General features: G+C 61.0%; 19 protein-coding genes and 1 tRNA gene. 10 read left to right on the top strand and 10 right to left on the bottom strand.

The window, feature by feature from the left end:
* Positions 1-242 precede the first annotated feature (242 nt).
* Entirely contained in the window at positions 243-662 is a 420-nt protein-coding gene (gene irrA, locus GGD53_RS27180) for an iron response transcriptional regulator IrrA (RefSeq protein ID WP_064800210.1), read from the top strand.
* Positions 663-677: 15 nt separating this feature from the next.
* On the opposite strand, the gene GGD53_RS27175 is transcribed toward irrA, so the two are convergent.
* Positions 678-1,313 (bottom strand): trimeric intracellular cation channel family protein, encoded by a 636-nt coding sequence (locus GGD53_RS27175; RefSeq protein ID WP_064805816.1) that lies wholly within the window; start codon positions 1,311-1,313, stop codon positions 678-680.
* Between the two features lie 177 nt (positions 1,314-1,490).
* Between GGD53_RS27175 and GGD53_RS27170 the strand changes: the two genes are divergently transcribed.
* Positions 1,491-1,964 (top strand): hypothetical protein, encoded by a 474-nt coding sequence (locus GGD53_RS27170; protein WP_184459825.1) that lies wholly within the window; start codon positions 1,491-1,493, stop codon positions 1,962-1,964.
* A 1-nt stretch (position 1,965) separates the two neighbouring features.
* Here the strand turns inward: GGD53_RS27170 and GGD53_RS27165 are convergent, their stop codons facing one another.
* Positions 1,966-2,754: a YdcF family protein gene (locus tag GGD53_RS27165; protein ID WP_184459824.1), complete on the bottom strand. Its 789-nt coding sequence runs from the start codon at positions 2,752-2,754 to the stop codon at positions 1,966-1,968.
* Positions 2,755-2,829: 75 nt separating this feature from the next.
* Positions 2,830-3,546 carry a YoaK family protein gene (locus GGD53_RS27160; protein WP_184459823.1) on the bottom strand — a complete coding sequence of 239 codons (717 nt, stop codon included), beginning with the start codon at positions 3,544-3,546 and terminating at the stop codon, positions 2,830-2,832.
* Positions 3,547-3,769: 223 nt separating this feature from the next.
* On the opposite strand from GGD53_RS27160, the gene GGD53_RS27155 reads away from it, so the two are divergent.
* Entirely contained in the window at positions 3,770-4,006 is a 237-nt protein-coding gene (locus tag GGD53_RS27155) for a DUF2798 domain-containing protein (RefSeq protein ID WP_184459822.1), read from the top strand.
* Positions 4,007-4,060: 54 nt separating this feature from the next.
* Here the strand turns inward: GGD53_RS27155 and GGD53_RS27150 are convergent, their stop codons facing one another.
* From GGD53_RS27150 to GGD53_RS27140, 3 genes are all read right to left on the bottom strand, one after another.
* Entirely contained in the window at positions 4,061-4,300 is a 240-nt protein-coding gene (locus GGD53_RS27150; RefSeq protein ID WP_184459821.1) for a GIY-YIG nuclease family protein, read from the bottom strand.
* A 119-nt stretch (positions 4,301-4,419) separates the two neighbouring features.
* A tRNA-Ala gene (locus GGD53_RS27145) sits at positions 4,420-4,495 on the bottom strand.
* A 151-nt stretch (positions 4,496-4,646) separates the two neighbouring features.
* Positions 4,647-5,030: a TIGR02300 family protein gene (locus tag GGD53_RS27140; protein ID WP_038686030.1), complete on the bottom strand. Its 384-nt coding sequence runs from the start codon at positions 5,028-5,030 to the stop codon at positions 4,647-4,649.
* A gap of 377 nt (positions 5,031-5,407) precedes the next feature.
* Between GGD53_RS27140 and cmk the strand changes: the two genes are divergently transcribed.
* Both cmk and rpsA read left to right on the top strand, forming a co-directional pair.
* Complete coding sequence (gene cmk, locus GGD53_RS27135; protein ID WP_184459820.1) at positions 5,408-6,055, top strand: (d)CMP kinase; 648 nt, start codon at positions 5,408-5,410, stop codon at positions 6,053-6,055.
* Positions 6,056-6,230: 175 nt separating this feature from the next.
* On the top strand, positions 6,231-7,934 hold the full coding sequence (gene rpsA, locus GGD53_RS27130) for a 30S ribosomal protein S1 (protein ID WP_064800204.1): 1,704 nt from the start codon (positions 6,231-6,233) through the stop codon (positions 7,932-7,934).
* 76 nt (positions 7,935-8,010) lie between these two features.
* On the opposite strand, the gene GGD53_RS27125 is transcribed toward rpsA, so the two are convergent.
* The 3 genes from GGD53_RS27125 to GGD53_RS27115 all read right to left on the bottom strand — a co-directional run bounded on the left by GGD53_RS27125 (position 8,011) and on the right by GGD53_RS27115 (position 11,283).
* Complete coding sequence (locus GGD53_RS27125) at positions 8,011-9,537, bottom strand: hypothetical protein (RefSeq protein WP_184459819.1); 1,527 nt, start codon at positions 9,535-9,537, stop codon at positions 8,011-8,013.
* 225 nt (positions 9,538-9,762) lie between these two features.
* Positions 9,763-10,389, bottom strand: a complete 627-nt coding sequence (locus GGD53_RS27120; protein WP_064800202.1) for a ribonuclease D — start codon at positions 10,387-10,389, stop codon at positions 9,763-9,765.
* Positions 10,390-10,473: 84 nt separating this feature from the next.
* Positions 10,474-11,283, bottom strand: coding sequence for a MerR family transcriptional regulator (locus GGD53_RS27115; protein ID WP_184459818.1), 810 nt, complete (start codon positions 11,281-11,283; stop codon positions 10,474-10,476).
* Between the two features lie 164 nt (positions 11,284-11,447).
* On the opposite strand from GGD53_RS27115, the gene GGD53_RS27110 reads away from it, so the two are divergent.
* From GGD53_RS27110 to GGD53_RS27100, 3 genes are all read left to right on the top strand, one after another.
* Entirely contained in the window at positions 11,448-12,728 is a 1,281-nt protein-coding gene (locus GGD53_RS27110) for a 4-aminobutyrate--2-oxoglutarate transaminase (protein ID WP_184459817.1), read from the top strand.
* Positions 12,729-12,768: 40 nt separating this feature from the next.
* Positions 12,769-14,250: an NAD-dependent succinate-semialdehyde dehydrogenase gene (locus tag GGD53_RS27105; protein ID WP_184459816.1), complete on the top strand. Its 1,482-nt coding sequence runs from the start codon at positions 12,769-12,771 to the stop codon at positions 14,248-14,250.
* A gap of 384 nt (positions 14,251-14,634) precedes the next feature.
* On the top strand, positions 14,635-15,396 hold the full coding sequence (locus GGD53_RS27100; protein ID WP_183706142.1) for a hypothetical protein: 762 nt from the start codon (positions 14,635-14,637) through the stop codon (positions 15,394-15,396).
* Between the two features lie 173 nt (positions 15,397-15,569).
* Here the strand turns inward: GGD53_RS27100 and GGD53_RS27095 are convergent, their stop codons facing one another.
* Complete coding sequence (locus tag GGD53_RS27095) at positions 15,570-15,779, bottom strand: SlyX family protein (RefSeq protein ID WP_183706140.1); 210 nt, start codon at positions 15,777-15,779, stop codon at positions 15,570-15,572.
* 180 nt (positions 15,780-15,959) lie between these two features.
* Here GGD53_RS27095 and uxaC point away from each other — a divergent pair, with 180 nt between their 5' ends.
* Together uxaC and GGD53_RS27085 are read left to right on the top strand one after the other, a co-directional pair.
* Positions 15,960-17,375 (top strand): glucuronate isomerase, encoded by a 1,416-nt coding sequence (gene uxaC / locus GGD53_RS27090; protein WP_184459815.1) that lies wholly within the window; start codon positions 15,960-15,962, stop codon positions 17,373-17,375.
* Positions 17,372-18,829 carry a mannitol dehydrogenase family protein gene (locus tag GGD53_RS27085; protein WP_184459814.1) on the top strand — a complete coding sequence of 486 codons (1,458 nt, stop codon included), beginning with the start codon at positions 17,372-17,374 and terminating at the stop codon, positions 18,827-18,829. Before uxaC ends, GGD53_RS27085 begins: the two co-directional genes overlap by 4 nt.
* Positions 18,830-18,975: the final 146 nt, after the last annotated feature.

Here is an 18,975-nt window from a genome sequence, read left to right as displayed (position 1 = left end):
CAGAAAATGAAGCACAAGCAAGGCAGCTTCATTCATCGGTTTGGACCAGGCTTACGCCATTATTTGGTGGTCGCATACAGGAAGGCCAGAGCTGCGACCAGACCTATTTGCATCAAAAGCCCGTTTTTGCCGCGTTTATCAGGCTCTTGTCCCCACTGAACTATTGAAAGGCTCCGATGCAAAAGTTATACCGCTTGAAGAAACATGATTGCTTTATGCAGGAATAACCGGAGTTCGTGTTGATGACGGGTGCACTCCCGATCGCAATAGAGGTAAGGCTGCGCGGCGCGGGCCTGCGCCCCACACGCCAGCGCGTCGCGCTCGGCGACCTCCTGTTTGCCAAGGGCGACCGGCATTTGACCGTCGAGGAACTGCATGAGGAGGCGGTTGCCGCTGGCGTGCCGGTTTCGTTGGCGACCGTCTACAACACGCTGCACCAGTTCACCGAAGCCGGTCTCATCCGCGTTCTCGCCGTCGAGAGCGCCAAGACCTATTTCGACACCAATGTTTCCGACCACCACCATTTCTTCATCGAAGGCCACAACAAGGTGCTCGACATTCCCGTCAGCAACCTGACGATCGGCAATCTGCCGGAGCCGCCCGAAGGTATGGAGATCGCTCACGTCGACGTGGTGATCCGGCTGCGGGCCAAGCAGGGCTGACAGCGCCCAAAAGGCTCACATCACATCGTCGGGATGCCGCCCGGGTTTGTGCTTGTAGATCGGGAAGGTCCAGCCGAACCACAGGGCGCCGCCGCGAACGGCAAAGGCCGCCACGACGCCGCAGCCCGAGGCGAGATAGAGCGGCATTCCCAACGCATTGGCGAGTGTGAACACGCCGGCCCCGATCAGCGCCGCCGTCACATAGATTTCCGGCCGCAACAGCACCGAAGGCTCGTTTGCCATCAGATCGCGCAGGATGCCGCCGAAGGTCGCCGTCAATGTGCCGGTGACGATCGCGATGGTCGGCGAGCCGGTGGCGGCAAGACCCTTGGCGGCACCGAGAACGCAATAGGCGGCAAGACCGATCGCATCCAGCCAGATCAGCAGGCGATAGCGCGATTCCAGCAGATGGGCGGTGAAGAAGACAATGACGCCCATGATGCAGCAGACGAGGATATAGGCAGGGTTCAGCACCCAGAAGACCGGCACACGGCCGAGCACGATGTCACGCACGGTGCCGCCGCCGGTTCCCGTCACCATGGCGAAAAACAGAAAACCGATCAGATCGAGCTGCTTGCGCGAGGCGGCGAGCGCGCCTGTCGCGGCAAACAGCGCAATGCCGGCATAATCGAGATAGACGAGCAAGGACATGCGGACCCCGGAACCGGCGAACAGTTTCCGGAAAGAACCATGGCGGCAAGGGCGGCGCAAGGCGGCGCGGCCATAAAGCATCCGTCTTTATTCGATGCATGTCGTTATCCAAGAACCGCTGCGCGGTTTTGGGTGACACGCATTGGTGCAGAGCCTTTGTCCAAAAGAGGAAAGCCCGTGAAAACGCTGGTGCTCGCCGTTCTCAATATCGTCCTGCTGCTCGCCATGCCGGTTGCCGCGCTTGCCCAGCAATCGCTGATCTCGGACCCCGAGATCTACGAGAAGAAGCATTTCCAGGAACAGTGCAAGGCGGCCGAATTCGCCGACGGCTTCGTTATCAGGCAGGACATCAACAATGACGGACTGATCGACGCCGTGGTCAATGAGGGCCAGCTGACCTGCGACGGGCAGAAGGGGCCGCAATGCAACGACGACGGCTGCACCTATAATTTCTATCTGCAGGTCGCCGAAGGCGGTTATTTCATGATCGCGACGGCACAGATCTACGGCTACGACTTCGTTCGGCGCTTCGGCAACATGGTGCTGGCGATGAAGATGCATCCGCGTTTCTGCGACCGCACCGAAGGCGATCCCTGCATCGTGACCGCGCGTGTGCGCGGCGCGAAATTCGTCACCATCTCGAAGAAATAACTTAGCGCGGATAAAGCTCCGACGTCCGGCCGGCGAGATAGTAGCCGATGAGGCCGTACCATTCGCGGATCGCCGTCGCCATATTCTGGGCATTGAGATTCGGCTGAGTGAAATCCAGGCTCAGCCGAACCTGCCCGTCGGTACGATAGTCGGTCGGCCAGGGCACGATGTCGATGCCGAGCTTGCGGAAGATACCGACGGAACGCGGCATATGGAAGCCGGAGGTGATCAGCAGGCAACGGGAAAGACCCTGGCCGGCGAGGAATTCCCTGGCGTTGACGGCATTTTCGAAGGTCGTTCGCGATTGCCGCTCCTCGATCAGGCGATCCTTGCCGATGCCGAAGAGCGGGAAGAAACGCTCGGAGGCCGCCGCATCGCCTTCGTAAATGCCCGAGAGTGAGCCGTCGCCGCCCGAGATCAGGATGCGCGACTGCGGAAATTTCTGCGCGAGCCGCAGGGCTTCGATGAAGCGGTCGGCGGCAGGGTTGAATTCAATGCCGTGACGCGCCGTATTCACCTCGTTTTCGAAGGCGCCGCCGAGCACGATCATGCATTGCAGGCTATCAGGGTCGGCTGCGGGTTTGGCGAAGCGCTCCTCGAGATCCTGCATCAGAAGGTTGCCGGCCGTGGTGTAGAGCGTGACGAAGAGGATGACGGCTGAAGCAATCGCGCCGAGGATGCTCAAGGTGCGCCAGCGCAGGAGGCCGGCGGCAAAGGCGAAGAAGACGAAAAAGAATGCCAGCGATAGCGGCTGGGCAAAAATCCAGACAAGCTTCGAAATGATGAACAAGACCTACTCCTTGAGGATGGGCGGCGGTCCTTCCTATCCGATTCGACCGTAACAGGAATGCGACGGGTCTTATCTCTAGCGCAGGGCGCCCGTGTGGTGCGGCGCGAGCTTCTGGTTGAAGCGCCGCTGAAGCGGCCGGGGAATGAACTTGGCGACAAGCGCCAGCGCCATGGCAAAGATGGAGACCAGCCACAAGGCATGGGCACCGGTCAGCCGCGTCAGGACCGCACCGGCGATCGCGCCGAGCATCATGCCGCCCCAGGGCACGAGCTGGATGGTCCATTCGACACGGCGATCGCCGATGATCCAGCGGCCGATGCCGCGGCCGAAACGCGACAGCGCGCCCGTCACATAAGTCAGGCCGATCGGCAGGCCTTCGATATGTTCTACGGCGGCGTTCACCATGCCCATGGAACAAACGATCATGTAGAACCGCGCGAGCATCAGGCTCTCAGCCGTCGTCATCGAAGCAAGCGCCAGAACGGCGCCGACGCAGCCGAGCACGACGAAGATGCGCCGCTCGGAGACATGGGCGATGACGATGCCGGCCGCATTGCCGAGCACGAAAACGAGAATGGCGGAGATCAGCACCGCCGCATGATAAAGATTGCCCTGGCTCAGGGCGAGTGCGGCCCGCGTCGTATTGCCCGTCATGAAGGAGACGAAATCGCCGGTCAGCAGCAGGCCGGTCGCGTCGGTCATGCCGGCCAGAAACGAAATCGAACCAACGAGGCCGAGCCCGGTCAGGGTTCGTCGTGTACGAATGATACGGCGGCGTCGTGCTCTGGTCATTGGTCGAAGGGTCCTGAAGGCGAATCACTGCGATTCTAAATCCTCTTCGTTGAGGAACTGGCAAAGAGGATTTCACCGAGACGGGGCTTGTACGGCAGGAATTTTTCGATCATAAAACGGCGTCGCTTCAGACCGAAGCTCCGTAAGCGTTTACGTCAATCAACGCGCAACCCGCCGGTCGGCGCTGCGCGATTGTTTCGATCGGCATCTTACGGAGATCAAAATGCCCAAAGGCAAACTCCCCAAACGTTACAACACGATCGTCACGCCGCTCATCCTCTCGCTGCTGATGACCTCAGTCGTCTCGGCGATCAGCATCGTCAGAGCACAAGGCCTGACCGCAGCTGCACTTGCCATGTGGCCATCCGCCTGGGCCCTCTCCTGGGCAATCGCCTTTCCGGTGCTGTTATTGGTGCTGCCGGTGGTGAAACGGGTGACGGCAGCGATCGTGGAGATGTGAGGCGGAAGGTTCCGGCGGGCCGTGGGAGCGGCCTGCCGGAGTTGGCTGAGGTGGTTAAAGTCTTTTCTTTGCGAATGCTCTGCCGGATGCCGACTTCAAGTATCTCTCAAAGGCAAAGGCCTGAGCTTCGTCGGAGAAAGCGAGATAGGTCTTCAGAGACCAAGGGACGTATTTTGAAGTGTGCGAGACCTCTCTAGCATTGTGTTTTGCCAGACGCGACTTAAGGTCGCCCGTCACGCCAACGTAATAGCGATCCGGAAAGGTGATGCTATGGAGAATGTAGACATATTTCATGAAGGAATCACGGCCCGCCTACGTTGCTTCGCAACTTCGTCGCGGCAGCCTCCGCTTCCTTCTCGTCTTCGTCCGCCAAGCCTTCCGGCTTGCCGAGCCGAAGCTCGAAGAGCGTAGGCTGGTGGAGCTAAGCGGGATCGAACCGCTGACCTCTTGCATGCCATGCAAGCGCTCTCCCAGCTGAGCTATAGCCCCATCAAGATGGTCCGGCTCAGGGCCGGTCCTGGGATGCTCCGAAGGCGCGTGCCCTGCGGAGTGGCGGCTTATTACTTCCGGTTTTCGGAGATAGCAAGCCTAAAAAATTCGGCCCGGAGAATTTTTTCCTCGCCGGGCCGAAATGCAGTCGTCAGACTTCGTCTTCGTCGCCGGTGACGCCGATGATGTCGCTCATGTCGTCATCGTCGTCGTCTTCGTCGGGCGTGAGGAAGGTGTCGTCATCGTCGTCGCCTTCGATTTCGACGTCGTCGTCGCCCATATCGGGGATGTCGTCGCCGCCGGCGGCGTCATCGGCATCCTCGAGCGAAACCAGTTCGACTTCGGTGTTTTCGGTATCGACTTCCGCGACCTCGTCTTCTTCGGCAACATCGGCGATCGCCGAGGTTTCCTCGAAAAAGGACAGGGGATAGGACTTGCCGGTATAAGGGGAAACGATCGGATCCCGGTTCAGATCATAAAACTTCTTGCCGGTTTCCGGATCGGTGCGCTTGGTTCCAAGTTCCGCTTTCGCCACTATAAGCCTCGTGAGAATGGCCGAATCCGCGATTCGGCAAAATGCCGTGCAAGCCGGCGTTCCATCGGAATTTATAAGCCGGTCCCCTTAATCGCTGTGGCTTCCCATGTCAAAGCCAAACTTTATCATCTCCGTGCGGCCGTTTTCGCCGGCTGGCGGATGACCGCTGACGGCGTTTGTGGTAACGAGCCGCGGCAGTAGAAGAAGCGCGCGAAGGCAGCAGCCGGCAAAACCGAAGCTTCGGAAGAAATGTGCTGCAGTTACAGGGGATTACGCGATGCACGGGTCTGCGCCGCAGGCTGCCGTCAACTTCGAGATCTTCCGGCCGCATTTCGGCAACACGGGCCCCTTCGCCCATCATCGCAGGATTGATTCGCATGGCAACCAAGAGTTTCACCATCGCCATCGACGGCCCGGCGGCGGCCGGCAAGGGGACGCTTTCGCGTCTTATCGCTGAACGATACGGCTTTCACCATCTCGACACGGGGCTCACCTACCGCGCCACGGCCAAGGCGCTGCTCGACGCCGGCTTGCCGCTCGACGACGAGGCGGTGGCGGAAAAGATCGCGCGGGAGGTTGAACTTGCCGGGCTGGATCGCGATATACTTTCCCGACACGAGATCGGCGAAGCCGCCTCGAAGATCGCCGTGATGCCGGCGGTGCGCCGGGCCTTGGTCGAGGCGCAGCGTCGGTTTTCGACGAAAGCGCCGGGGACAGTGCTCGACGGACGCGATATCGGCACCGTCGTCTGCCCGGATGCGCCGGTGAAGCTCTATGTGACGGCGTCGCCGGAGGTGCGCGCCAGACGACGTTACGACGAGATCCTCGGCAAGGGGGCGACGGCGGATTTCGAGGCGATATTCGAGGACGTCAAGCGGCGCGACGAACGCGACATGGGACGGGCCGACAGCCCTTTGAAACCAGCCGATGATGCGCACTTGCTTGATACGTCGGAAATGAGTATAGAAGCCGCGTTTCAAGCTGCTCAATCGATCATCGATGCGGTCTTGAATCGAAATGCCTAAATTCAAGCGATTTTGCGTGCTCAGAAGCATGGATCGCTTTACTGCAGCCTGAAATTCCGTCCAAGCGCCGGATTGCCTTCGTGAAAGAAGGCGGACTGGGTTCAGGCCCGTTCAACGCAAACCAACCGGCGCATACGTGAGCCTTGAAGCTATCGAAGGCCACGCAGGAGATTTTATGTCAGTAGCAACTCCCTCTCGCGAGGATTTCGCGGCCCTTCTCGAAGAGTCCTTTGCCAAGAACGATCTGGCTGAAGGCTATGTCACCAAGGGCATCGTCACGGGCATCGAAAAGGATGTCGCCGTTGTCGACGTCGGCCTCAAGGTCGAAGGCCGCATCGCGCTCAAGGAATTCGGCGCACGCGCCAAGGATGGTTCGCTGAAGGTCGGCGACGAAGTCGAAGTCTATGTCGAGCGCATCGAAAACGCGCTTGGTGAAGCCGTTCTGTCGCGCGAGAAGGCTCGCCGCGAAGAAAGCTGGATCAAGCTCGAAGCCAAGTTCGAAGCCGGCGAGCGCGTCGAAGGCGTGATCTTCAACCAGGTCAAGGGCGGCTTCACCGTCGACCTCGACGGTGCGATCGCCTTCCTGCCGCGTTCGCAGGTCGACATCCGTCCGATCCGCGACGTAACCCCGCTGATGCACAACCCGCAGCCCTTCGAAATCCTCAAGATGGACAAGCGCCGCGGCAACATCGTGGTTTCGCGCCGTACGGTTCTGGAAGAGTCCCGTGCCGAGCAGCGTTCTGAAATCGTTCAGAACCTCGAAGAAGGCCAGGTTGTCGACGGCGTCGTCAAGAACATCACCGATTACGGTGCGTTCGTCGACCTCGGCGGCATCGACGGCCTGCTGCACGTCACCGACATGGCATGGCGCCGTGTGAACCATCCGTCGGAAATCCTGAACATCGGCCAGCAGGTCAAGGTTCAGATCATCCGCATCAACCAGGAAACCCACCGCATCTCGCTCGGCATGAAGCAGCTCGAGTCCGATCCGTGGGATGGCATCCAGGCCAAGTATCCGGAAGGCAAGAAGATTTCCGGTACCGTCACCAACATCACCGACTACGGTGCGTTTGTCGAGCTGGAGCCGGGCATCGAAGGCCTGATCCACATCTCGGAAATGTCCTGGACCAAGAAGAACGTTCACCCCGGCAAGATCCTGTCCACGAGCCAGGAAGTCGAAGTCGTCGTTCTCGAAGTCGATCCGTCCAAGCGCCGTATTTCGCTCGGCCTCAAGCAGACGCTGGAAAATCCGTGGGCAGCATTCGCCCGCAGCCATCCGGCCGGCACTGAAGTCGAAGGCGAAGTCAAGAACAAGACCGAATTCGGCCTGTTCATCGGTCTCGACGGCGATGTCGACGGCATGGTGCACCTCTCCGACCTCGACTGGAACCGTCCGGGCGAACAGGTCATCGAAGAGTACAACAAGGGTGACGTCGTCAAGGCCGTCGTTCTCGACGTCGATGTCGAGAAGGAACGCATCTCGCTCGGCATCAAGCAGCTCGGCAAGGATGCTGTCGGCGAAGCCGCTGCATCGGGCGACCTGCGCAAGAACGCCGTTGTTTCCTGCGAAGTCATCGCGATCAACGATGGCGGTATCGAAGTGAAGCTCGTCAACCACGAGGACATCACTTCCTTCATCCGTCGCGCCGATCTCGCCCGCGACCGCGACGAGCAGCGTCCTGAGCGCTTCTCGGTCGGCCAGGTCGTCGACGCCCGCGTCACCAACTTCTCCAAGAAGGACCGCAAGATCATGCTGTCCATCAAGGCTCTGGAGATTGCGGAAGAGAAGGAAGCCGTCGCTCAGTTCGGTTCGTCCGACTCGGGCGCTTCGCTCGGCGACATTCTCGGCGCGGCTCTGAAGAACCGCGGCGGCGAATAAGCCTCGCTTCCTCTTTGAACTGAAGAACCCGTCGGAGCGATCCGGCGGGTTCTTCATTTTCAGGTGATGAAAACCGCTATTCCCAGCCGACCATGCGCTGATAGAGCGCGTAGACCGGATCGGCTGCCGTGTCCGGCCGATACGCCGACGGCTCGGTGTCGATCATCTTCGGCGTCCTGCGCTCGGGTGCCGCCTCCGCCAATTCAGTATCGGGCTCGGCATCCTCGCCGCCGGATTGCGCCTGCTGCTCGTCCTGCGGCGCACCGTCCTGTTGATGGTGATGCTGGTGGCTCGTTTCATCGGCCTTTTCGTTCGACGGCGTATCCTTGGCGAATTGATAAGGAAGCTGGGCATAGGCAAAGCCCTCCGGCACCCTCGCCGCAAGCGGCGCATAAGAAGCCTCGGCCATCTCGGGAAGCGGCATCGGTTGCGGCTGTGCGGCAATTTCTTTCGGCTGGCGAGCGGCCACAGCCGTGGCCCGGGTTTCCATCTGCGACGGGTGGGGCGCTGCGGACTGTCGAGCATCGGCGGCGGCGAGATCAGCCGGCTGTCTCGTCAAGGTCTCCTTCGCTTCGCTGATGACGGCCTCGTCGAGAATGACATCGACCTCCACCGCCGCCTCGACAGCACCGTCCTCCAGCACGTTTTCCAAGTCCTGCTCACGGATGATGGTGACGATCATCTCGGAGACCTCTTCGGTCATGGAGGCGACGATTCCCGTCCAGTTCCGGGGAATGATTGGATCGGCTTTTTCCGACGTTGCGCGAGGCTGAATGACCGGCGACTCCGTCACCTCGGCCGTGTCGTCACCCGCATCCGGCTCTGCCGACGTCGATTGCCGAGCTTCGACCTTCGGGGCAACCTCTGCTTTTGTCACCGAAGCGGAGCTAATCCGGTTTTCAGGCGGCGAATTTTCGGGGTCAGCGGCTTCCACGGCTGCGGCGATGACCGCCTCCTCGGTTGTCGGAAGCAGGGCGGTCTCGATCAATTTGCCGGCTGGTTCAGTTCGCTTTTCCGCCGGCTGGCGGATCGTGGCGGGCAGGCTGTCTTCATGCAGCTGGATCTCGGGCCGGGCCTCGGCACGCATCGGCGACGCGTCGTTCTGGCCATAGGAGCGGACGACGGCGCGGGCGGCGAGATCGCGATCCTTGTAACGCACTATTTCCAGATAGGCGATGACACGCGCCGCCTCAGGCCCCGCCGGGTTCTTCAGGGCTTCGGCGATCATCCGGAGCGGCAGGTTGTGACCTTGCTCAGTGAGCTGGCGTTCGACCTCATCGATTCTGGCGGCCGGCAGCCGCTGAATGGCGTCGGCAAGCCGAGAGGCGAAGGCCAGATTTGTCTCGTCTTCACGGCGATCGAGGGAAATGGAACGGCCGGCCGCATCGATGACATCGAAAAGGGCTTCGACCATGCGCTCGCGTGCCGCAAGGAGCAGGATATTGAGCTTGCCGGCAATGGCGGAATTCAGGTCGGCGGCTTCGACCGGGTTGACCGGCGCGGGGACAATCACCGAACGGTCAAGACCGCCGGCCACGATCGCCGCAGTCTGGCCCTGAGATGAAAAGCTTGCATTGGACGCTGCACGAACGGGGGTCAACATGGCATGCCCTTTCGTAAAGTGACGATGAAAGCAGGCTCTATGAAAGGACCGCGCTCATCCGGTCCCTTGCATCCCGAGCAGATCCTCCTGTCCGCATGACGCAAACGGCGCCATCGAATGCCTAAAAATTAAATCGAATATTAAGAAACAGAGATTAACGAATCGCTAACGCCGGCGGATCAGTTCATCCGCGACTGCAGACAGTGAAGATTGACGGCAATTCGTTCAGCTGTGAGCGAAGATATCGGCCTCTTCCCAGCCGAGCAGGTCGAGCTTGGCGCGGGTCGGCAGGAATGCGAAGCAGGCCGTGGCATGATCGAACCGGCCGTCGCGGATCAGGCGTGCCGTCAGCTTGTCGCGAAGCGCGTGCAAGTAAAGCACGTCGGAAGCGGCATATTCGAGCTGAGCCGGCGACAGCGTCTCGGCCGCCCAATCGGACGATTGCTGCGCCTTGGAGACATCGACATCGAGCATCTCCTTGAGATTGTCCTTGAGGCCGTGGCGATCGGTGTAGGTCCGGCAGAGGCGCGAGGCAATCTTGGTGCAGAAAACCGGGTTCGTCGTGACGCCGAAGGTATGGAAGAGCACGGCGATATCGAAGCGGCCATAATGAAAGATCTTCTGGTGCGTGGGATCTTCGAGAAGAGCGACCAGATTGGGGGCCTCTTTCTGGCCGGCGGCGATGCGGATGATGTCGGCGGTGCCGTCACCCGGAGAAAGCTGGACGACGCAGAGACGATCCCGCCGCGGCACCAGGCCCAGCGTCTCGGTATCGATCGCGATCGCGCCGGTGTAGCGGGCCGCGTCGGCCGCGGAAATATCGCCTTCGTGATAACGGATGGTGGCGGCCATGAGACTGTCTTTCGTTCGGATTCTCTCCACTGGCGCTATAGCGCAAAGGCACGCATTGCGAAACTGCTTCCTGTTGCGGCTGGTTCAGAATGTCGGCGGCGTGTTGATCCATAAAAGCACGGTTTCGCCATCGTGGCGGTTGCGCCAGGAATGGTAGCGGCAGCTTTCGAAATACAGTGAATCGCCCGGACCGAGATCGAAGAACTGGTCGCTGTCGAGCACCAGTTCCAACCGGCCGGACAGGACATGCATGAATTCCTCGCCTTCGTGGCGATAGGCACCCTCGCTGGCGGCGCCTGGCGCCAGCACGAAACGATGGCAATCCATCATTCGGCTGCCTTCGGCAAGCAGCTGCACCATAACCCCGGGGGTCGTTTCCGGCCAGGTGCGCCACTCGCCGGCGCGTATCACTGCCGGCACCTCCTCGCTTTCCTCGCCGGAGAGGCGGGAGACGGTGGTGGCGTAATATTCGGCGAGGTCGTGCAGCGTCTTGAATCCGACGCCCTGCGAGGTGCGCTCCAGCGTCGAGAGCGTCGAAGCGGTGATGCCGATATCGCTCGCCACCTGATCGAGGGTCTTGCCGGCGGCGTGGCGGAGGCTCCGCAGTTTCCGGCCGAGGCCGGAACCCTGGCCGGTTTCGACGCCGTCGGCGGAAGGTTCCTCGCCCTCCAGCGCCTCTCGGATTGCTGCCGGATTGAGACCGCGCTCGACCCGGTACCAGGAGATGCGCTTCAGCCGCGCCACGTCGTCGGCGCTATATTGCCGATGGCCGGTTTCGGAGCGGCCGGGAACGACCAGACCCTGGCTTTCCCAGAGGCGCAGCGTCGAGGCGGAGACGCCCGCCAGCCGCGCGGCCTCCGCCACCTTGTAGCGCACAGGCCCGTTGTCACTCATCAGCCAATACCCCGATTTTCGTTGCGCGAGCATTCATCAAATCGCGTGATGTTTGAAGCAAAAAATGCCGCTTGTTTTCTTGCAGAAAAAATGTAGGAATTTCCAGAGCATCTTACAGAAATTATGTAAGATAATTCCAGAATCTTCAACATGGGAACAGATCGATGACCGCGACAAGCCTTACCGACCGGAAGAACGCCGCGATTTCGCGCGGTGTCGGCATGACCACCCAGATCTATGCGGACCGCGCAGAGAATGCCGAAATCTGGGACAAGGAGGGCCGCCGCTATATCGATTTCGCCGCCGGCATCGCCGTGCTCAACACCGGTCACCGCCATCCCAAGGTCATTGCGGCGGTCAAGGATCAACTCGACCGCTTCACCCATACCTGCCATCAGGTGGTGCCCTACGAGAGCTACGTGCATCTCGCCGAACGGTTGAACGCGCTGGTGCCCGGCGATTTCGAGAAGAAAACCATCTTCGTCACCACTGGCGCCGAGGCGGTCGAGAACGCCGTCAAGATCGCCCGCGCCGCCACCGGCCGCTCGGCCGTCATCGCCTTCGGCGGCGGCTTCCACGGCCGCACCTTCATGGGCATGGCGCTGACCGGCAAGGTCGTGCCCTACAAGGTCGGCTTCGGTGCAATGCCGGGCGATGTCTTCCATGTTCCCTTCCCCGTCGAACTGCATGGCGTCTCCGTCGATCAGTCGCTTGCGGCGCTGAAGAAACTCTTCGCCGCCGATGTCGATCCGCAGCGCGTCGCCGCCATTATCCTCGAGCCGGTGCAGGGCGAAGGCGGCTTCTATCCGGCGCCCGTAGCGTTCATGAAAGCACTGCGCGAACTCTGCGACCAGCATGGCATCCTCTTGATCGCTGACGAGGTGCAGACCGGTTTTGCCCGCACCGGCAGAATGTTCGCGATGGATCATCACGAGGTGGCCGCCGACCTGACGACGATGGCGAAAAGCCTTGCCGGCGGCTTCCCACTTGCTGCCGTCACCGGCCGCGCCGAAGTCATGGACGCGCCGGGACCGGGCGGGCTCGGCGGCACATACGGCGGCAACCCGCTCGGCATCGCAGCTGCCCATGCCGTCCTCGACGTCATCGCGGACGAAGACCTCTGCAGTCGCGCCAACCAGCTCGGCGGACGGCTGAAGCAGCGGCTTGAATCCTTGCGCGAGAAGGTGCCGGAGATTGCCGATATTCGCGGACCCGGCTTCATGAACGCCGTCGAATTCAATGACCGGACGACGGGATTGCCGAGTGCTGACTTCGCCAACAAGGTGCGGCTGACAGCGCTCGACAAGGGGCTGATCCTGCTCACCTGCGGCGTCCATGGCAACGTCATCCGCTTCCTCGCGCCGATCACCATTCAGGACGAGGTATTTGGCGAGGCGCTCGACATTCTCGAGACGTCAATGCTGGAAGCAAGCACGGGCAAGTGACCGCATCGGAACCGCATTCAATTCCCAATGAGGATATGACATGGCTTTCACCACCGCACTGACAAAGCACGTTCCTTTCTCTTCTCCCTTGCTTCGCGACGCCGGCTACATCAACGGCGTCTGGACATCAGGCAATGCTGCTGGAACTTTCGACGTGCTCAACCCGGCAACCGGCGAGCTGCTCGCCTCCCTGCCCGATATGGGCGCAGCCGAAACGCGAACGGCGATCGATGCGGCCCATGCCGCCCAGCCGGCCTGGGCTGCCCGCCCGGCCAAGGAGCGCAGCGTCATCCTGCGCAAATGGTTCGACCTGATCGTCGCCAATGCCGACGAACTCGCGGCGATCCTGACGGCCGAAATGGGCAAGCCCTTCCCGGAAGCACGCGGCGAGATCCTTTATGCCGCCGCCTATATCGAATGGTATGCGGAAGAGGCCAAGCGCATTTACGGGGAGACGATCCCGGCGCCTTCCAACGATAAACGCATGATCGTCATCAAGCAGCCGGTCGGCGTCGTCGGCACGATCACGCCGTGGAATTTCCCGGCGGCGATGATTGCCCGCAAGATCGCGCCGGCGCTTGCCGTCGGCTGCACTGTCGTGTCGAAGCCGGCCGAGCAGACGCCGCTGACGGCGATTGCCCTTGCCGTGCTCGCCGAACAGGCCGGCATTCCCGCCGGCGTCTTCAATCTCATTGTCGGGCTCGATGGCCCGGCGATCGGCCGCGAGCTCTGCGGCAACGAAAAAGTGCGCAAAATCAGCTTCACCGGTTCGACCGAGGTCGGCCGTATCCTGATGCGACAATGTGCCGACCAGATCAAGAAGGTGAGCCTGGAGCTCGGCGGCAATGCGCCGTTCATCGTCTTTGATGATGCTGATCTCGACGCCGCAGTGGAGGGCGCGATCGCCTCCAAATATCGCAATGCAGGGCAGACCTGCGTTTGCGCCAACCGCCTCTATATCCAATCAAACGTCTATGACGCCTTTGCCGCCAAGCTCGCCGCCAAAGTCGCCGCAATGTCGGTTGGCGACGGGTTCAAGCCGGGTGTCGAGATCGGGCCGCTGATCGACGAGCAGGGGCTCGCCAAGGTGGAGGACCATGTCGGCGACGCGCTTGCCAAGGGCGCCAATGTTCTGACCGGCGGCAAGCGCCTCGACGGCACCGGCACCTTCTTTGCGCCGACAGTGCTGACCGGCGTGACCCGCGGTATGACGGTGGCGCGCGAGGAAACCTTCGGGCCGGTAGCGCCGCTCTTCCGCTTCGAGACGGCCGAGGACGTCATTGCTCAGGCCAACGACACGGAATTCGGCCTGGCCGCCTATTTCTATGCCGGCGACCTTAAGAAGGTCTGGCGCGTGGCGGAGGCGCTGGAATATGGCATGATCGGCATCAATACCGGCCTGATGTCGTCCGAGACAGCGCCTTTCGGCGGCATCAAGCAATCCGGCCTCGGCCGCGAGGGCTCCCGCCACGGCGCCGACGATTATCTGGAGATGAAATATCTCTGCATTGGCGGCGTCTGATCGGCCAGCCTCGATCCTTGACCAGGGTAGGTGCCGGTAGCGAGGAACACGGCCGGCATGCTGGTTTTCGTGTGGAAGCCGGTCGATCTCCGGCCGGGTATCCCGGACCGCGTACTTGAGCCTCTCTGTGTCGAAGAGGCTCTGTTGCTGGCGCGTCTCTAAGCGGACCGGGATTGACCTGGCCGAAGGCGCCGGTGCCAATAGTGCGTATCCGGCAGTGTTTCACGTTCTCAAAGTGCCGCCTGCGGTTGCCACGGGCTGACGACAGTTGCTCCAAGCGTGATCTCCCTTCTCAGTTTATTATGGGAAAACAGCTAGCCGACATGGACATTTTTTCGCGCGTGATCCAAGGCTATCGGAAGTAGCTCTACCCGTGGATGCGCCATGACGATTTTAAAGCGTTTACTTAAGCGTCCGCTCACATCGGCGGACCTGCACCGGCTGACCAGGCAAAACATGATGAAGCCGCCTTTACCAAAAGGAATGTATGAAGCCGCTGCGGGCCTTGTAGGAAAGTCAGGCCTCTCACTGTGGGATTACTGGCGCAAAACTTTTTCGATGCAATTGGACGAAATCGCTGCCCAGAAGACGTGGCAAGGTCAACGGGCAAGGCTCTTAGAGCTGTTCTTAGCTGAACAAGGATGGTGCGATATTTGGGCGTCCGCCAAAGACGTTGAAGCGCCGGTATGGGGACACCTAGTTTCCGAGGTGGAACCTTTCGCCGCCATTCCAAAAGAACATTGGAATGGGCTTTTGTCGCAACGGTACATAATCGCGTTGCTCAGCGTAGCGTGTTTGGAAGAGCTAGCAGCGAAAATCCATGCTTTCAACAGTGCCAAAAAACTAGAGCTACGACTGCACAGTGAATATTACAGGGAAATCCTGGGACTCGATCTAAAAACGAATACGATGGTCCATCAAATGGTCGGTTATGATGACGAAGGGGCGTTTGAGTTGGCGGGTCTGAAGGATGACATCATTAACCCGCTCATTGCCGACCAATATAAGTTACTGGATCTAGTGGCGGAGCAGATTGCGAATTCGCAAATTGATATCGTTTCGGTCAAAGAGAAAATCGACGCATTTGACGTGCGAAAACGCGAGCTCGTCGGTGTTTTTCTCGCCAATGCGCCCAAGAGCGCGTAACCTGATTTTCCTAAAAGTAGGCTTCAGGCGTAGCTGCAACCCTGCCACTGCGAGGCTCGGCGCAGCGCTTTCGTGACTGCTCTAAGTGTCCGGAGATTATGGCTTCGGAATACCTTGGAAGACTTGAGCTTCTTGATGAACGTAGCAGGCAAGCGGTCTTCCTCCGCGCCTCGTTAATAATGCGGCGGGCGGGTGATCGGGGGCGCGTCCAGCGACTGCTCCTCCAGCGACAGGAAGCGTTCCGTCAGCCGGTCCAGCTTGGTGCGCATCTGCTCCACGATTTTCCATTGTTCGGCGAGTTGATCGGAAAGCTCCTCGATCGTCTTTGCCTGATAGGCCAGCATTTCCTCCAGCCGGGTGATGCGGTTGGTCTCGTCGGACATCGATCCTCCTTTGCCGACACCGGCAGAATAGATGAGTTTTCCAAAGCGGAAATAGGCCGCCACGTCAATGTTTTCGACCGCCGGCGCGGCCATGCGCAAAACTGAACCGTTTGGTTACTAAAAGACCTTGCCGTGCCTGATGTTGTGGGGTAGTGCCCTATCCGTCAGGGAGGAATACTGATGGACGCAGGCAACGGCTTTCTTCATCCGGACCGGCTCTTTCCGGCCGACCCGGCGACACGGACCATCGCGCGGGACCTCTACGAGACAGTGCGCAATCTTCCGATCGTCAGCCCGCACGGGCACACCGAGCCATCCTGGTTCGCCGACGACAAGCCCTTCGAAGATGCGGCTTCGCTGCTGGTCATTCCCGATCATTATCTCTTCCGCATGCTGCACAGCGTCGGCGTCACCCTGGACCAACTCGGCGTTCCCAGGCTCGACGGCAAGCCAGTGGCCGAGGGCCGTGCCATCTGGCGGACCTTTGCCAAACATTACCATCTCTTCCGCGGAACGCCCTCGAGCCTCTGGGTGGACCACGCGATGTCAGTCGTGCTCGGCTGCACCGAGCCGCTGACGGCTGATAATGCCGACGCGCTCTACGATCACATCAATGCCCAGCTCGCCCGTCCCGAATTCCGCCCGCGGGCGCTGCATCAGCGATTCGGCATCGAAACGATCGCGACGACGGAAGGCGCGCTCGACCCGCTTGTCCATCACCAGAAAATGGCGGCGGAGGGCTGGATCGGCAAGGTCCGGACCACTTACCGGCCGGACAGCGTCACCGATCCCGATGCCGTCGGCTTCCGCGACAATCTCGTCAAATTCGGAGAGATCACCGGCGCCGATGTGACGCGCTGGGACGGCCTGATCGAGGCGCATCGGCGTCGGCGCGCCTATTTCCGCCAGTTCGGCGCAACGGCGACCGATCACGGCGTGCCCACGGCTTTCACCGCCGATCTGCCGCTTGCCGAAAAGCAGGCGCTGCTCGACAAGGCGTTAAAGGCCCCGCTTTCGGCTGTTGACGCCGAGCTCTTCCGCGGCCAGATGATGACCGAAATGGCCGGTCTTTCGGCCGAGGACGGCATGGTAATGCAGATCCATGCGGGCTCGAGACGCAATACCGACAGCGGGCTCTTTGCCACCCGCGGCCCCAATATGGGCGCCGATATCCCGACGCGCACAGACTGGGTCGGCGGCCTCAATGCGCTGCTTTCCAAATATGGCCATGCGCCGGGCCTGCGCATCTTGCTGTTCACGCTCGACGAGACGACCTATGCGCGGGAGCTGGCGCCGATGGCGGGCCATTGGCCCTGCCTGATGGTGGGCCCGCCCTGGTGGTTCCATGACAGCCCGCTCGGGATTCGCCGCTATCTCGACCAGGTGGTCGAGACTGCCGGTTTCGCCAATATGGCTGGTTTCAACGACGACACGCGCGCGCTGCTGTCGATCCCGGCCCGCCATGACGTCTGGCGGCGCGAAGTCTGCCGCTTCCTCGCTGGGCTCGCCGCCGAGCACCGGATTTCCAGGAAGGAAGCCGAGATTGTCGCGCGCGAACTCTCCTATGACAATGCAAAGAAGGCCTATAAGCTGTGAGCGATAGACTGCAGAACGTGACCGGCCTTGCGCCGACGGCGAAGCTTCCCGCCTATGACAGGAATGCGCTGAAGGCCGGCATCCTGCATCTCGGCCCGGGCGCCTTCTTCCGCGCCCATTTCGCACCCTTCACGGATGCTGCGCTTGCGGCCGCAGGCGGCGACTGGGGCATCGAGGTGGCGAGCCTGCGCACGCCCGACGTCGCGGACAATCTCTCCGCCCAGAACGGCCTCTATACGATGCTGATCCGCGACACGTCAGGCACCACGGCCGAAGTGATCGGCTCGATCCTGAAGGCGCATGTTGCGCCGCGCGATCCGGCCGGACTGCTGGCACGGCTCGAGGATCCCGCCATCCGCATCGTCAGCATGACGGTCACGGAAAAAGCCTATGGTTTCGATCCCGCAACCGGCGGCCTCGACCTCAAACATCCCGACATCGTCGCCGACCTCGCCAACCGGCATGCGCCGCGCGGCGTCATCGGTTATCTCGTCGAAGGCCTCGCACGCCGCCGGCAGAAGGGTGTAGCGCCCTTCACGCCGCTCAGCTGCGACAACCTGCCGAGCAATGGAGCGGTGCTGAGGCGACTCGTGCTGGAATTCACCTCACGCATCGATCCCGACCTGCATCGCTGGATCGAAGCGAATGTCCCCTTCCCGTCGACGATGGTCGACCGCATCACGCCCGCCAGCACCGAAGCGACGTATGCCGATGCCGAACGCCTGACGGGCCGCACCGATATGGCGGCGATCGAGACCGAGCCCTTTACGCAATGGGTCATCGAAGACCATTTCGCTAATGGTCGGCCGGCCTGGGAAAAGGTGCGCGGCGCGCTGATGGTCGAGGAAGTTTCGGCCTACGAAAAAATGAAGCTTAGGATGCTGAACGGCGCGCATTCGTTGCTTGCCTATCTCGGCTATATCGGCGGCTATGAATTCATTCGCGACGTGATGGATGATGCGGGCCTCGCCGCCCTGGCCTACCGCCACATGCACGCGGCCGCGAGAACGCTCGACGCCGTGCCGGGCATCAATCTCGACGATTACGCCAAGGAATTGATAGCACGCTTTGCAAACAAGGCGATCGCGCATCGCACCTACCAGATCGCCATGGACGGCACGCAAAAACTGCCGCAGCGCCTGCTGGAGCCGGCTTGCGAGGCGCTGGCCCATGGCGACAGGGCGGAGACCTATGCGATCGCCGTCGCGGCATGGATGCGTTATGCGATGGGCGAGCGCGGCAATGGCGAACGCTATGAGTTGCGCGATCCCCGCGCTCAGGAAATCGCCGCGCTGATTGCCGATGTCCCCCGCACCGGTCCGGCGATTTCGGCGGCGCTCTTCACCCTGCCCGGCCTCTTCCCGTCGGCTTTGACAAGATTCCGGGCCTGGACGCAGGATGTTTCGGACAAGCTCGAGATCTTGATCCAGGACGACCGGCTGCCGCTGTTTTGAGAGCTTGAAGGCTTTCAGCAAAGGGCTTGCCGTGTGGCACCCCCCTCTGCCCTGCCGGGCATCTCCCCCACAGGTGGGGAGATCGGCTGGGCCCAGCGGTTTCGCCAAACAACACCGCTTGGCAGTCCGTGAATTGCTGGAAAGGG

Origin of the sequence: Rhizobium aethiopicum (assembly GCF_014197535.1) — a bacterium.
Taxonomy (GTDB): Bacteria; Pseudomonadota; Alphaproteobacteria; order Rhizobiales; family Rhizobiaceae; genus Rhizobium; species Rhizobium aethiopicum_A.
Note: the sequence above shows the minus strand (reverse complement) of the source record. Positions and strands in the feature narration are given on the sequence as shown.

What these genes read in the sequence shown, in the direction of transcription:
- irrA (WP_064800210.1), top strand. Translation starts at nt 243, where the DNA reads ATGACGGGTGCACTCCCGATCGCAATAGAGGTAAGGCTGCGCGGCGCG.
- GGD53_RS27175 (WP_064805816.1), bottom strand. Translation starts at nt 1,313, where the DNA reads ATGTCCTTGCTCGTCTATCTCGATTATGCCGGCATTGCGCTGTTTGCC.
- GGD53_RS27160 (WP_184459823.1), bottom strand. Translation starts at nt 3,546, where the DNA reads ATGACCAGAGCACGACGCCGCCGTATCATTCGTACACGACGAACCCTG.
- GGD53_RS27155 (WP_184459822.1), top strand. Translation starts at nt 3,770, where the DNA reads ATGCCCAAAGGCAAACTCCCCAAACGTTACAACACGATCGTCACGCCG.
- GGD53_RS27150 (WP_184459821.1), bottom strand. Translation starts at nt 4,300, where the DNA reads ATGAAATATGTCTACATTCTCCATAGCATCACCTTTCCGGATCGCTAT.
- cmk (WP_184459820.1), top strand. Translation starts at nt 5,408, where the DNA reads ATGGCAACCAAGAGTTTCACCATCGCCATCGACGGCCCGGCGGCGGCC.
- rpsA (WP_064800204.1), top strand. Translation starts at nt 6,231, where the DNA reads ATGTCAGTAGCAACTCCCTCTCGCGAGGATTTCGCGGCCCTTCTCGAA.
- GGD53_RS27125 (WP_184459819.1), bottom strand. Translation starts at nt 9,537, where the DNA reads ATGTTGACCCCCGTTCGTGCAGCGTCCAATGCAAGCTTTTCATCTCAG.
- GGD53_RS27120 (WP_064800202.1), bottom strand. Translation starts at nt 10,389, where the DNA reads ATGGCCGCCACCATCCGTTATCACGAAGGCGATATTTCCGCGGCCGAC.
- GGD53_RS27115 (WP_184459818.1), bottom strand. Translation starts at nt 11,283, where the DNA reads ATGAGTGACAACGGGCCTGTGCGCTACAAGGTGGCGGAGGCCGCGCGG.
- GGD53_RS27110 (WP_184459817.1), top strand. Translation starts at nt 11,448, where the DNA reads ATGACCGCGACAAGCCTTACCGACCGGAAGAACGCCGCGATTTCGCGC.
- GGD53_RS27105 (WP_184459816.1), top strand. Translation starts at nt 12,769, where the DNA reads ATGGCTTTCACCACCGCACTGACAAAGCACGTTCCTTTCTCTTCTCCC.
- GGD53_RS27100 (WP_183706142.1), top strand. Translation starts at nt 14,635, where the DNA reads ATGACGATTTTAAAGCGTTTACTTAAGCGTCCGCTCACATCGGCGGAC.
- GGD53_RS27095 (WP_183706140.1), bottom strand. Translation starts at nt 15,779, where the DNA reads ATGTCCGACGAGACCAACCGCATCACCCGGCTGGAGGAAATGCTGGCC.
- uxaC (WP_184459815.1), top strand. Translation starts at nt 15,960, where the DNA reads ATGGACGCAGGCAACGGCTTTCTTCATCCGGACCGGCTCTTTCCGGCC.